This window comes from Streptomyces sp. YKOK-I1 (genome assembly GCF_054660435.1).
Genome location: NZ_BAAGDR010000001.1, coordinates 4,619,325 through 4,632,593 on the forward strand (window position 1 = coordinate 4,619,325; position 13,269 = coordinate 4,632,593).

At 72.5% G+C, this 13,269-nt stretch carries 8 protein-coding genes; 5 read left to right on the top strand and 3 right to left on the bottom strand.

Annotation, left to right across the window (positions count from 1 at the left end):
* The first annotated feature begins 89 nt into the window (after positions 1-89).
* Both ACYQ8Q_RS20190 and ACYQ8Q_RS20195 read left to right on the top strand, forming a co-directional pair.
* Positions 90-2,438, top strand: coding sequence for a serine hydrolase (locus tag ACYQ8Q_RS20190; RefSeq protein WP_460066728.1), 2,349 nt, complete (start codon positions 90-92; stop codon positions 2,436-2,438).
* 184 nt (positions 2,439-2,622) lie between these two features.
* The gene (locus tag ACYQ8Q_RS20195) at positions 2,623-4,578 is read left to right on the top strand and encodes an MFS transporter (protein ID WP_460066729.1); all 1,956 of its coding nucleotides are present in this window, start codon (positions 2,623-2,625) and stop codon (positions 4,576-4,578) included.
* Here ACYQ8Q_RS20195 and ACYQ8Q_RS20200 read toward each other — a convergent pair whose 3' ends face one another.
* Positions 4,579-5,418, bottom strand: coding sequence for a hypothetical protein (locus ACYQ8Q_RS20200; RefSeq protein WP_460066731.1), 840 nt, complete (start codon positions 5,416-5,418; stop codon positions 4,579-4,581).
* Between the two features lie 110 nt (positions 5,419-5,528).
* On the opposite strand from ACYQ8Q_RS20200, the gene ACYQ8Q_RS20205 reads away from it, so the two are divergent.
* Positions 5,529-6,323, top strand: coding sequence for an SDR family oxidoreductase (locus ACYQ8Q_RS20205; RefSeq protein ID WP_460066733.1), 795 nt, complete (start codon positions 5,529-5,531; stop codon positions 6,321-6,323).
* 140 nt (positions 6,324-6,463) lie between these two features.
* Entirely contained in the window at positions 6,464-8,029 is a 1,566-nt protein-coding gene (locus tag ACYQ8Q_RS20210) for a sodium:solute symporter family protein (protein WP_460066734.1), read from the top strand.
* Positions 8,030-8,072: 43 nt separating this feature from the next.
* Here the strand turns inward: ACYQ8Q_RS20210 and ACYQ8Q_RS20215 are convergent, their stop codons facing one another.
* The gene (locus ACYQ8Q_RS20215) at positions 8,073-9,191 is read right to left on the bottom strand and encodes an ADP-ribosylglycohydrolase family protein (protein WP_460066737.1); all 1,119 of its coding nucleotides are present in this window, start codon (positions 9,189-9,191) and stop codon (positions 8,073-8,075) included.
* A 113-nt stretch (positions 9,192-9,304) separates the two neighbouring features.
* Complete coding sequence (locus tag ACYQ8Q_RS20220) at positions 9,305-12,640, bottom strand: tetratricopeptide repeat protein (protein WP_460066738.1); 3,336 nt, start codon at positions 12,638-12,640, stop codon at positions 9,305-9,307.
* 99 nt (positions 12,641-12,739) lie between these two features.
* On the opposite strand from ACYQ8Q_RS20220, the gene ACYQ8Q_RS20225 reads away from it, so the two are divergent.
* Positions 12,740-13,267, top strand: a complete 528-nt coding sequence (locus ACYQ8Q_RS20225) for a DUF2165 domain-containing protein (RefSeq protein ID WP_460066739.1) — start codon at positions 12,740-12,742, stop codon at positions 13,265-13,267.
* The last annotated feature ends 2 nt before the right edge of the window (positions 13,268-13,269 follow it).

Consider the following 13,269-nt stretch of genomic DNA (forward strand, 5'->3'; position numbering starts at 1 on the left):
TACACAGGACACTGGTACATGGTTCGGACAACGCCCCGAGGCGGGTCCGGGGCGGGCGTTCACGGTTCGACAGGCACAAGGAGGCATCGGTGGCGGGCGAGTCCCCCGACAGGTCGAAGCAGCGCGAGTCGTCGGCGGAACCGACGTCGGGGAGCGCGGGTACGGTTCCCGAGGCACGCGATCCGCGGGTGGCGGTGGCCCGGGAGAACGGGTCCCAGGCGGCCTCGACGGCCTCGCGGGGCGGCGTCGACACGGCGACACGGGTTCTCTCCGTACGCGAACTGGAGATCGAGGAGCCCGAACGGACCGAGGAGCCCGAGGAGCCGGAGGACGCTCGCCCGGAGCCCGAGGACGCCCGTCCCGAGCCCGAGGACGCCCGCCCGCAGACCCCGGAGGCACCCGAGGAGCCGGAGGACGCTCGCCCGGAGGCCCACGAGGAGCCGGAGGACGCGCCCGCGGAGGCCGACGGGGCCGAAGACGCCGACGACGCCGAGGGAAGCGCTGAGAGCCCTTCTGAGGGCTCCGGGGACACCGGGACCCACTCGGACGCCGCCGAGGGGCACGAGGACGCGGAGGATGCCGCCGAGGGGCACGAGGACGCGGACGACGCCTCGGAGAGCCCCGAGGACGCCGAGGACGCCGGGGAGGGCAGCGAGGAGGGTCCGAAGGACTCGACTGCGGTGACCTCCGGGGCAGACTTGCCGGAGGACGACGACGAGCCCGCCGCCTCCGTCAAGCCCGTGCCCAAGTGGGCGTCCGGGGGCGAAAAGAAAGCCGAAGGCAAGAAAGACAAGGAAGACAAGGCAGGCGAGGAAGACGGGGAGGGCGACGGCGACAAGGCGGACGCATCCCCCGTCGACCAGCCCACCGCCGTCTTCAAGGCCCCCCGGCCCAAGCCCACCGTCGACCAGCCGACCACCATGCTCAAGCTGGGCGGGGCCCTCAAGCCCAAGGCGGACGAGCCCAGGGCGGACGAACCGAAGGCGGACGAGCCCGAGAAGGGCGACCGGACCCCGCCGCCCGCCGAGCGGACCAGCAGGTTCGTCGCGCTGAAGCCGCTCGACGAGCCCCGCCCCGCGAAGGCGGCCGGTGACATCACCGCCGTCACCGCGCTGGTGCCCCAGATCGGCCCCGAGCGGACGACCCAGCAGCCGCTGCCGCCGAAGCCGCCGATCGACCTGCTGGCGGAGCTGACCAACACCCCGCCGCCCCCGCCGACCCCCCTGCGCACCCTCGGCCGGCGGGTCAAGATCTGGACTCCGCTGGTCATCCTGCTGGTGATCGTGTTTGCGGTCGTACAGGCCTTCCGCCCGCTGCCGGCCACCGCGCTGGCGCTCACCGCGAAGGACTCGTACACCTTCGAGGGCGGCAAGCTCTCCCTGCCCTGGCCGGACGAGGGCCAGGGCTGGATGGACGTCGGCGGCGTCGGCACGATGGACAGCTTCGGCAAGCAGACGCCCGTCGCCATCGGCTCGGTGGCCAAGACGATGACCGCGTACGTCGTCCTCAAGGACCACCCCCTGAAGACGGGCGAGGACGGCCCGAGCATCACCGTCGACGCCACCGCCGAGAAGGAGGGCGGCTACGACCAGAGCGGCGAGTCCACCCTCAACAGCGTCAAGGCCGGCGACAAGCTCACCCTCCAGCAGGCCCTCTCGGCGGTCATGATCCCGTCCGCGAACAACATCGCCCGGCTGCTGGCCCGCTGGGACGGGGGCACGGAGGCCGCGTTCGTCAAGAAGATGAACGCCGCCGCCAAGGAACTCGGGATGACGAACACGACGTACACCGACCCCTCCGGACTGAAGGAGACCACCGTCTCCACGGCCGAGGACCAGGTGAAGCTCGGCAACGCGGTCGTGAAGATCCCGGCGCTCGTGGCGATCACCAGCGCGGCCAGCTGGACGGACCCCTACGGGACCAACTGGCCGAACTACAACGAGCTCCCCTACCGGATGGGCGCGATCGGCATCAAGACCGGCTCCACCACCGCGGCCGGCGGCAACCTCCTGTTCGCCGCCCGCAAGGAGGTCGGCGGTGAGACGGTCACCGTCGTCGGCGCGATCCTCGGCCAGCACAAGCCGACCATCCTCAAGACGGTCAACGAGGTCAGCAAGACGGCCCTGTCCGCCGCGGAGGACGCGCTGAAGTCGGCGAAGATCGTGAAGAAGGGCGATGTCGTCGGATACGTCGACGACCGGCTCGGCGGCCACACCCCGGTCGTCGTCACCAAGGACGTCACGGCGGTCGGCTGGGCCGGTCTGACGGTGAAGCTGAAGTTCGCCGCCGACGAGGTGCCGCACACCGCGAAGGCCGGCACCCAGGTGGGCACGCTCACCGTCGGGGACGGCACCAGCGGCGCGGTGAAGGTCCCCGTGGCCCTGGAGAGCGACCTCGTCGAGCCGGGCTTCCAGGACAAGCTGACGCGAGTCGGCTGACCCGCCCCGGCCGACCCGTCGGCCGCGTCCGTCCCTCTCGCCACCCCGTCGGGCAGCCGCCCGGCGGGGTGCGTGCTAGCGTCGCGAAACGGGACAGGTCGCCGGTCGCCACGACGCCGCCGTGAAGCGGACGCGAACAGGGCGCGGCCGAGAACAGAAGACGGGACACGGGGAGTGCCTTCAGGTGGCCACTGCGGAGCCGACACGCGCCGACGACACCGGTCCGGGCCCGGACACCGGCCCGCGCATCACGCTGCCCGCACCGCAGTCCGGTGACCACGACCATGACCCGGACCACGACCGGCACGACCATGCCCCGCACGACCATGCCCCGCACGGCGCCATGACGGCCCCGGCGAACGCCTCGGCCGAGGCCACCGCGGCGCAGGACCCGGCGAAGGCCGGTCCGCGCGCCGTGCTCGACCGGCTCGGCGGCTTCCTCCGCCAGCACCTGGTGCTCTCCGTCACCGCGCTGTCCGGGATCCTGCACCTCATCTGGTTCTTCACGTTCGCGAACAGCGGTGGCGATCTCGCGGCGCAGGACGCCTGGGCTGAGTTCGTCGGCCGGCACCCCGACTCCGCGTACAACCTCGCCTGGTACGGCGGGATGCACCCGGTGTCGTACAGCGTCATCTCGCCGTATCTGATGTCGGTCCTCGGCGTCCGTACGACGATGATGATCGCCGGGACGCTGTCGGCCGGCCTCCTCACCCTGATCCTGCTGCGGTGCAGGCCGGTGAAGAACCCGGTGTGGCCCGCCCTCGCCGGGGTCTTCGCGCTGCTGTGCAACGCCGCGTCCGGCCGGGTGACCTACGGCCTCGGCAACCTGTTCGCGCTGGCCGCCGTGGCCGTCGTGTTCTGCTGGCCGTACCGGTGGCGCTACAAACGCTGGGCGAAGGCCCTGTGCGCCGCCCCGCTCGCCGCGCTCGCCACGATGGGCTCGCCGGTGGCGGGGCTGTTCGTGGGCATCGTCGCCGTGGCGTTGTTCCTGCAGAAGCGGCGGCCGGGCGCCTGGGCCCTCGGGCTCGCGCCGACCGCCGTCGTCGCCGTCTCCGCCTGGCTGTTCCCCTTCTCCGGCACCCAGCCGATGTCCTTCGGCTCGGCCTCGCTGCCCCTGCTGTACTCGGTGATCGTCTTCGCGGTCGTCCCGCGCGACTGGAAGACCGTGCGGATCACTGCGGGGGTGTACGGCCTGGGGGTGCTGGGGGTGTGGCTGATCAGCTCCCAGATCGGGTCGAACATCACCCGGCTCGCGATGCTGTTCTCGGGTGTGGTGCTGGCGGCCGCGCTGCCGTTCGCGGTGCCGCGCAGCCGCAAGTGGTACGTCATCGTCGTCGCGTCGCTCGGGTTCGCCGGCTGGATCGGCTTCAAGTCGGTCGACGACGTCATCCGGACGACTCCGGCGGCCTCCTGGGCGCGCGAGCTGGCGCCGCTCGTCAACGAGCTGCAGGGTGTCGGCGCGGAGAAGGGGCGGGTGGAGGTCGTGCCCGCCCGCTCCCACCGCGAGGCCTCCGCGCTCGCGCCGTACGTCAACCTGGCCCGGGGCTGGAACCGGCAGGCCGACATGGAGCGCAACCCCCTCTTCTACGACGACACGCTCAACTCCGCGAACTACCACGAGTGGCTCCAGCGGTGGGCCGTGCACTACGTCGTCGTCCCCAAGGAGGCGCTGGACGGGGCCGGCGGTGAGCGGGAGCGGGAGCTGGTGCAGCGGGGGCTGCCGTATCTGGAGCAGATCTGGGGCGACGCCAACTGGCAGCTGTTCAAGGTCACCGATCCGGCGCCGATGGCCGAGCCCGACGCGGTGGTGGAGCGGGCCGAGCAGGGCGAGATGACGATCGACGTGGAGAAGGCGGGCCGGGTGCTGATCCGGATCCCGTACTCGCCGTGGCTGAGCGTCGTCGACGCGGAGGGCAAGAGCCTCAAGCCGCCGCAGGAGACGGAGGCGTCCAAGAACCGGGCCGAGGGCGAGCCGAAGTCCTACACGAACGTGAACGGCTGCCTGTACGAGACGGAGGAGGACGCGCAGGGCGACAAGTGGACGGTGCTGCTGGCCCCCAAGGCCGGTGTCTACCGGCTTGCCGCGCCTTACCAGCTGCCGCGCGGCACGCCGTGCCCTGAGGAGCTGAAGGAGCCCTGATCAACGCAGCCGGTCGACGTACCGGTCGGTGCCGGGCACCGTCGGTATGAACGGGGCCAGGAGTTCCAGCCTCCCCAGGCCCGAGTCGGTGATCTGTGCCTCCAGCCCCGTGAAGTGGTTCTCCCAGCAGTCCCTCGGGTCGCTCTCCAGGAACCACAGCAGGGTCAGACGGGTGGCGACACCCTCGACCTGTTTGACGTAGGTCATGCGGTCGCCGGGGAGAGGGGTCGGACGGAAGACGGCGACCATGGCCGCCGGGGAGCCGGCCAGGAGCCGGGGCAGGTGACGGGCGCGCAGCCACTCCAGGAGTGCGGTGCGCTGTTCGGGGGTGTCGGTGTCGATCACCTCGAGGACCAGGCCGGCGTAGGGGTGGTCGAGGGCGTGGTGGTCGCGGGGGCCCGCCGCGCCGTCCCGGTAGACCGTCGCCTCGTGGTCCTGGAAGGCCGTGAAGACGTGCGTGCGGTCCTGGTAGACGCGGGCGTCCCGGTTGAGGCGTTTGTTGATGGCGACGGTCCACTTCATGTGGTCGTCGTAGCGGCCGGCGGTGATCCAGTAGGTGGAGAGGTAGCAGCCCGCGGTGACGGGCTGGGCGATCGCGGACTTCTCCGGGGCGCGCAGCAGTTGCAGATCCCGGGTCGCCACCCAGCGGCGGCCCGCGTACATCCAGGGCATGGCCATCGCACCGGCGTAGTAGTGGTCGTCCTCGTACCAGCGGTTGTAGGCGTACTCGTGGCCCGGGTGCGGTTCGACCATGGTGATCAGGGCGTGGCCGGGGCGGACCCCGTACGGTCCCACGGCGGCCAGCTCGGCGTACGTCTCGCTGCGGGTCTCCTCGCTCATGGGTGCTCCCCTTCCGTTCTCCTGCTTGCGTTCTCCTGCTTCCGTCCTCCTGCACCGGCCCCTACTCTGACGCCCCGTCAGAAAAGACACCAGAGCCCGGGAGGTCCCCGATGTCCACGACACCACTGCTCGCCGGCAAGACCGTCGTCGTCTCCGGAGTCGGCGCCGGGCTCGGCCGTCAGGTCGCCGCGGCGGTCGTCCGCGACGGCGGCAACGCGGTGCTGGGCGCCCGTACCGAGGCGAGCCTCGCCAAGAGCGCGGCCGAGATCGACCCGGACGGCGCGCACACCGCGTGGCGGGCGACCGACATCACCGACGAGGGGAGCTGTGCGGCGCTGGCGGGGCTGGCGCGGGAGCGGTTCGGGGGGATCGACGCGGTGGTACAGGTGGCGGCCTGGGACTCGTACTTCGGCGGCGTCGAGGACGCGGACTTCGCGACCTGGCAGTCGGTCATCGACGTGAACCTGCTGGGGACGCTGCGGATGACCCGGGCGTGCCTCGGGGCGCTGAAGGAGCGGGGCGGGTCGGTCGTGTTCATCGGCACGCAGTCGGCGGTGGCGGCCCCGTCCCAGGTGCGGCAGGCGGCGTACGCGGCCTCGAAGGGGGCGCTGACCAGTGCGATGTACTCGCTGGCGCGGGAGCTCGGGCCGTACCGGATCCGGGTCAACACCGTGCTGCCGGGCTGGATGTGGGGGCCGCCGGTGCAGGCGTACGTGCAGTTCACGGCGCACACGGAGGGGGTGCCCGAGGCGGAGGTGCTGGGCCGGCTGACGGAGCGGATGGCGTTGCCGGAGCTGGCCACGGACGGGGACGTGGCGGACGCGGCGGTGTTTCTGGCCTCGGACCGGGCGCGGGCGATCACGGGGCAGTCGCTGCTGGTCAACGCCGGGGAGCTGATGCGGTGACACCATGACCGTCAGTTCATGTAGATGAACGCAGAACACCATGCCGAATAGCTTTACCTCCCTTTGACCTTACGGTTACTTGTCGTGTTCATGCGACAGCGCCCACGATGAGCGCCGGGCCGAACCCTGGGAGGACGCACATGAACGGGCTCGACTGGGCCGTGCTCATCGGCTATTTCGGCGTGATGGTCGCCATCGGCGTCTGGTCGCACAAACGCGTCGACGACGTCAGCGACTTCTTCACCGCGGGCGGCAAGATGCCCTGGTGGCTGTCCGGGATCTCGCACCACATGTCGGGCTACAGCGCGGTGATGTTCACCGGGTACGCGGGCATCGCCTACACCTACGGCATCACCTCCTTCGTCACCTGGTCCTTCCCCATCGCCCTCGGCATCGCGATCGGCTCCAAGCTGTTCGCGCCGCGCATCAACCGGCTGCGCTCGCGCCTGCACGTCGCTTCCCCGCTCGAGTACCTGAAGAACCGCTACGACCTGAAGACCCAGCAGGCGCTCGCCTGGTCCGGGATGCTGCTGAAGATCGTGGACGTGGGCGCCAAGTGGGCCGCCATCGCGACCCTGCTCTCCGTCTTCACCGGAGTCTCCCTCAACCAGGGCATCCTCATCACCGGCGCCATCACGGCCGTGTACTGCACGATCGGCGGTCTGTGGGCCGACGCGCTCACCGAACTCGGCCAGTTCGTCATCCAGTTGCTGGCCGGCATCGCGATGTTCGTGGCCGTCGTGCTGAAGCTGAACGACAAGGGCATCGGGTTCCTCGACGTCTGGGACGAGCCGGCGCTCCAGGGCCACGGCAAACCGCTGGTCGGCCCGTACGGCACGGTCTTCCTGCTCGCGTTCCTCTTCATCAAGCTCTTCGAGTACAACGGCGGCATGCTCAACCAGGCCCAGCGGTACATGGCCACGGCCACCCCGCGCGAGGCCGAGCGCTCCGCACGGCTGTCGGCGGCGCTCTGGCTGGTCTGGCCGGTGGTGCTGTTCTTCCCGATGTGGATGTCCCCGCTGCTGGTCACCGCGCAGAAGCCGGACGGCTCCGACTCCTACGGCCTGATGACCGAACAGCTCCTGCCGCACGGTCTGCTGGGCCTCGTCGTCGTCGGCTTCTTCTCCCACACGATGGCGATGTGCTCCTCCGACGCCAACGCCATCGCCTCCGTCTTCACCCGGGACTGCGCACCGGTGATCTCGCGCCGCGCACGGGAGTGGAACGCGCGGTCGGGCCTGATCGCGGCCCGGGTGACGACGGTCGTCTTCCTCGGTCTGTCCATGGCGGCGGCCACCCAGGTCAACTCCCCCACCTTCAAGGACATCATCACCGTCGTCATCAAGTGGGTCGCCGGGCTGATGGGCCCGATGGCCATCCCGATGATGCTGGGCCTGCTGCGCCCCTTCCGCCGCTCCGGCCCGACCGCCGCGCTGACCAGCTGGTCGATGGGTCTGCTCGCCTTCTGGCTGGTCAACTACCCCATCGACTGGAACGTCGACGGCGGCGTCCCGCTCCAGTACCAGGTGTCGATCCCGCTGGCCGTCTCGCTCGTCCTCTACATCCTGGTCGGCTTCCTCCGGCCGGAGGACACCCCGGAGCGGCTCGCCCTCATCGAGAAGATCAACACGGACGACGACTCGTCGGGCGCCGCGGCGGCCGTCCCCGGACCGCGGGACACCGTACCGGCACCCGCGAGGGACTAGTGCCGCGACAGGCAACGGCCGCCGCTCGCAGACGGCAGACCGGTCAGGTCCCCCGCGGATACCTGGCCAGCCAGCCCGGTGACGCGCCCGCCGGGTTGTGCAGGGCCGGGCCCTGGGTCATCTCCATCGCGAAGTCGTCGGCGAGCTCCAGGATCGTGGGACGGCCCTCCAGCTCGGCCAGCCAGGCCGGCGGGAGGGCCGTCTCGCCGTGCAGGGCGCCGAGCAGTCCGCCGGTGAGGGCGGCGGTCGCGGCGGCGGGGCCGCCCTGGTTGACCGCGAGGCGCAGCCCGTGTCTGACGTCCTCCGCGACGAGGGCGCAGTACACGGCGGCGGACAGCACGCCCGGCGCCCGCCCCTCCCCCGCCAGTTCCGCCACCCGCGCCGGCCCCGGCAGCCCCTGCCGTACGGCGCCCAGCGCGCGCTGCAACGCCTCCGAGACCGGCTCGTGCCCCGGCCGCGGCGCCAGCAGCGCGAGCGCCCGCTGCACCGCGCCGTCCAGCTCCTCGCCCCGGGCCAGGGCGTGCACGGTGACGGCGTACGCGCCCGCCGACAGACACGCCGCCGGGTGGCCGTGGGTCTGGGCCGCGCACTCCACGGCGAGCTGGGCGACGAGCTGCGGCTCCCAGCCGACGAGCAGCCCGAACGGCGCGGAGCGCGCGACGGGTTCGGGCCCGTCGGCCGCAGGGTTCTTGGGGTCCTCGAGCGTGCCCATCCGCTCGTCCCCGAGCCCCATGAGCAGCGGGCGGGTCGGCTCCCGGCGGGCGTACAGCCACTCCTCGCGGGCCAGCCAGCCGTCGTCCTTGCGGCGCAGGTCGGGGCCCCAGTCACGCTGGGTGGCCGCCCATCTCAGGTACGCCCGGTGCAGATCGGTCGGCGGATGCCAGGCGCCGGTGTCGCGCCGCACCTGGGCCCGGACCAGCCCGTCCACGGTGAACAGGGTGAGCTGGGTGTGGTGGGTGACGGCACCGCGCCGCCCGAAGGCGGGGACCAGGTCGACGACCCCGTCCGGCCCGAGGACCTGCCGTATCTCCTCGCCCCCGTGCCCGTCGACGGGCGCCCCGAGCGCGTCCCCGACGGCCGCCCCCAGCAGCGTGCCCCGCACCCGGCTGCGGAAGTCCTGCTGCTCGGCACGGCCCCAGACGGCCCCAGATGCCGTACTCACCAAGTCCTCCCAAGGCCTCCGGGCACCGTCCGTACGTACGACGTCCGTCACTGTAATCGAACGGGGTCAGGGGCAGGCCGTGGGTGGACGGGTGGTGCAGGCCCGGTGGAGGTCTACGCAGGCCCTGCGGACGGCGCGGACGGTGGCGCGTACCGCGCCCGTACGGCGTCGCGGGCCTCGGTGACGCGGGCGAGGCGGTGCGCGAGGCGGGAGCGGTCGGCGCCCGGGCTGTGCAGGAGGTCGGTGAGGGCGTCGGCGAGGTCGGCCAGGTCGTCCCAGTCCTGGTCGGCGGCGAGGACCTCGGCGAGCCGGCGGTCGGCCTCGGGCCAGTCTCCGAGGGCGCATCCGGCGATGCAGTGGGCCAGGCAGAGTTCCTCGGCCGTCAGCCTCCCGTCCTGCCGGAACAGTTCTGCGAACTCCCGCCAGAGCGGTTCGGCCGCCCGCAGCCCCTCCGTCCTGCCGACCGTCAGCGCCAGCACATAGGCGCCGTTGAGGGGATCCGTCCCGCGCACCCGCTCGGCCGCTTCGCGGGCCGCCGTCCACTCCCCCCTCCGCAGGTGCAGCTCGGCGCGGATCAGGGTCACGTCGTCGTCCGGCAGCGCGGCCCCGTCCGGGCCGGACAGCCGGGCGGCCGCCTCCTCCCACCGTCCGCGGCGGATCAGCAGTTCCACGGCGGTACGGCGGGCCCAGTCCGTCTCCTCGCCGAGGGCGGCACACCGGTCCAGATCGGCCAGCGCCTGCTCGGCCCTCCCGGCGGCCAGGGCGACCTGGGCCCGGCGGGCGAGCGCCCACGGGTAGTCGGGGGTGAGTTCCAGTGCCCGGTCCAGACAGCGCAGGGCCTGCGCGCGGTCCTTCAGGGCGTGGTACGCCGCTCCCAGGGAGGCCAGCGCGTAGTCGTACTCGGGGTCCTGCTCCAGGGCTCGGCGCAGGGCGGTCACGGCCTCCTCGGGCCGGTCCGCGAGCCGGTAGGCCTCGCCCAGTTCGGCGGCGGCCCAGCCGTCCTCGCCGTCCAGCGTCTCCACCCGCCTCAGGTCCTCGAACATGCCCTCCGGATCGTCCAGCCGGCGCCGGGTCTGGGCGCGGCGCATCAGCGCCCAGATGTAGTCGGGGGACAGCTCGACGGCACGGTCCAGATCGGCCAGGGCCTCCTCGGCGCGGCCCAGTTCGAGCAGGGACGCGCCCCGGCTCGCCAACGCGGAGGCGTAGTCGGGTTCGAGGACGAGGGCGCGGCCGAGTTCGGCGACGGCCTCCTCGTGGCGGCCCGCCAGCCGGTAGGCGTCACCGCGCTCGGAGGCCACCCAGGCGTCGTCGGGCGCGAGGTCCACCGCACGGTTCAGGTCGGCGAAGGCCTCGTCCCACTCCTCCCGGGCGCGCCGCAGCCGTGCCCTGCGCACCCGTGCCCACAGATAGGTCTCGTCGAGGCGGACCGCGCGGTCGAAGTCGGCGAGGGCCTCGTCGTACCGCCCCAGGGCGTGCCGGCACACCGCGCGGCCGGCCAGGGCGATGTCGTAGTCCGGGCTGAGGGCGAGGGCCCGGTCGTAGTCGGCGACCGCGTCCTCGAACCGGCTGGCCAGCCGATGGATCTCGGCGCGCTCGGCGAGGATCCAGTAGGTGCCGGGGGCCAGCCGGTCCGCCCGGCCGAGGGCCGCCAGGGCCTCCGTGAGGTCGGGTGTCAGCAGCAGGGTGACCGCCCGGCCGAAGTGGGCCCGCACCAGGGTCGGATCGATCTCGATCGCCCGGTCGTAGGCGGCCAGGGCGGCTTCGATCCGGTTCTCGCCCCGCAGTTCCCGGCCCCGCAGCGCGTACGCCATCGCCCGGCCGCGGTCGTCGAGGCCGGGGCGGTCGAGCAGCAGCCGTACCGCCTCCAGCACCCCGGCGGTGTCGTCGGCGAGCGCCTCGCGCAGGCCGCGGCCCCAGTCCCGGACGGCCGGGGCGTCCGCCGAGCCGCCCGCCTCCTCCATCATGCGGGCCCAGTGGCGGCCGATCACCGGGCTCTCCCGGATGGCCGCGACGGCGTCGCGCAGGGCCTCGGGCAACGCGGCGCGCGGGCGGGCGCACAAGCGGTGGTACGTCTCCTCCAGGCGTAGTTCACGCCAGGGTTCGTGCTCCCACTCGTCCTCGGCGGCCAGGTCGGCGGCCGTCTCCTCGCGCCGGCGCCCGAAGGCCTCCGCCAGCCGGTCGTGCCGCTCGGTCCAGCCGCGCGGGGAGCGGCGCCGCTGGAGCCGTAGCATCGGCTCCCGGACCAGGTCGTGATAGCGCAGCTGAGCGCCCCGGTCGTCCACGAAGGGCAGCCCGCGCAGCCAGCCGAAGAGCGCGTCGGCCCTCTCCTCGGGGCAGTCGGCGGCCGTCCGGAACACCTCCGCGTCCAGGCGCCGGGGCAGCGCGCAGGTCAGGGCCGCCGCCCGGCGCACCGGGTCCTGCTCCCACTTCAGGAACCTCTCCACGGCGGTGGCACTGGGGTCCCCGATGTCGTCCGGGTCGGCGGGCCGCTGTCCGGCCAGGGTCGACACCAGCAGGGGCAGTCCGCCGGTGAGCCGCAGCACCTCCTCCACGACGGGCTCGGCCACCACTCCCTTGCCGGCGAGCAGTCCGCGCGCCTCCGTCTCGGTGAACGGCCCGAGCGGGACCTGCGCGACGAAGTCCGCGAAGCCTCCCCAGCGCGCCGGGGGGAGGGGGAGCTGTCCGGCGGTGAGCACGACCGTGTTCTCGGGCAGGGAGCCGCCGTACCGGACGGTGGTCATCATCTCGTGCAGCCAGCCGTCGAGGACCGGTCCGGTCCGTTCGTAGGTGTCGAAGACCAGGACGATCCGGGGGACTTCGGCCGCGACCTCGGCCAGTTCCCGCAACAGCACGGGGGTGAGGACGCGTTCGGGCGTCAGCAGGAGCTGGAGATCCTCCTGGTTGCGCAGGCGGGAGCCGATTCCTGCGCGCAACCGGTCTGCCCCCTGGGCGAGTTGGGCCGGGTCGAGGGCGCCCGCGAAGGCGCCGATCCCCGGTACCAGGCCGAGCCCCACCAGGGTCGCGCGGGCCGCCGCCATGCTCGCGGCGGACGGCTCGCCCGGCTCCGCCCCCGCCTCCACGGCCGCCGCCGCCTCGTGCCGCCGCTCCCGGTGGGTGGCCAGCAGCCGCTCCAGTTCCCTGAACCGGTGGCCCTGCCGGGCGAACTGCTCCGCCAGCTCCGCCATCGCCTCCGGGACGCTGCCGACCGTCTCGTCGACGTACGCGGTCGGCGCGCCGCGCTCCCGGGCCAGTTGCTCCAGCTCCCGTACCAGGAAGGTCTTTCCGACGCCGGCGTTGCCGTGTACATGGAACAGGAAGCGGTGCCGCTCGTCGTCCGGCGGCAGTTCCAGGTTCTCCCGGAAGGCGGCCCGCTCGGCGCCCCGGCCGACGAAGCCCTGCCGTCTGCGCCGGGCGATCAGCTCCTGCATCGACCGCTGGGTCCGTGCCATCGGTGCACCCCTTCCCCCGGCCGTCCCCCGACGCCGGGCGCCCCCATTCTGACCCAACACGGAGGGGACACAGGAGACTTGACGGGGTAGGGGACCGTCATGACCACGTCCACCTCACGCACCACACAGACCTCACGCGTCCTCCCCCTGACGGCCACGCTCCTCACCGGCACGGTGGCCCTCTACATCGCCCTCGTGGCGTTCGGGAACATCACCGACTTCGGGACGAACCAGCAGTTCGTACGGCATGTGCTCGCGATGGACGACACGTTCAAGGACGACGACCTGATGTGGCGGGCGGTGACGAGCAAGGGGCTGCAGGACGCCGCGTACGTGGCGATCATCGCGTGGGAGACCGTGGCCGCCGTGGTGCTGGCCGCCGGGACCTGGTTCTGGGCGCGCCGCGACCTCGCACGGGCGCACGCCTTCTCGACGTACGGCCTGCTGATGCTGATGCTGCTGTTCGGCGCCGGGTTCATCGCGATCGGCGGCGAGTGGTTCTCGATGTGGCAGTCGAAGACCTGGAACGGGCTGGAGGCGGCGACACGGGTGTTCGTGCTCAGCGGGGTCGTGCTGCTCGTCGATCTGCTGGCCTACCGGGAGGCGCGCCGGGACACCGCCGCCTGAGC

What these genes read in the sequence shown, in the direction of transcription:
- ACYQ8Q_RS20210 (WP_460066734.1), top strand. Translation starts at nt 6,464, where the DNA reads ATGAACGGGCTCGACTGGGCCGTGCTCATCGGCTATTTCGGCGTGATG.
- ACYQ8Q_RS20225 (WP_460066739.1), top strand. Translation starts at nt 12,740, where the DNA reads ATGACCACGTCCACCTCACGCACCACACAGACCTCACGCGTCCTCCCC.
- ACYQ8Q_RS20200 (WP_460066731.1), bottom strand. Translation starts at nt 5,418, where the DNA reads ATGAGCGAGGAGACCCGCAGCGAGACGTACGCCGAGCTGGCCGCCGTG.
- ACYQ8Q_RS20205 (WP_460066733.1), top strand. Translation starts at nt 5,529, where the DNA reads ATGTCCACGACACCACTGCTCGCCGGCAAGACCGTCGTCGTCTCCGGA.
- ACYQ8Q_RS20220 (WP_460066738.1), bottom strand. Translation starts at nt 12,640, where the DNA reads ATGGCACGGACCCAGCGGTCGATGCAGGAGCTGATCGCCCGGCGCAGA.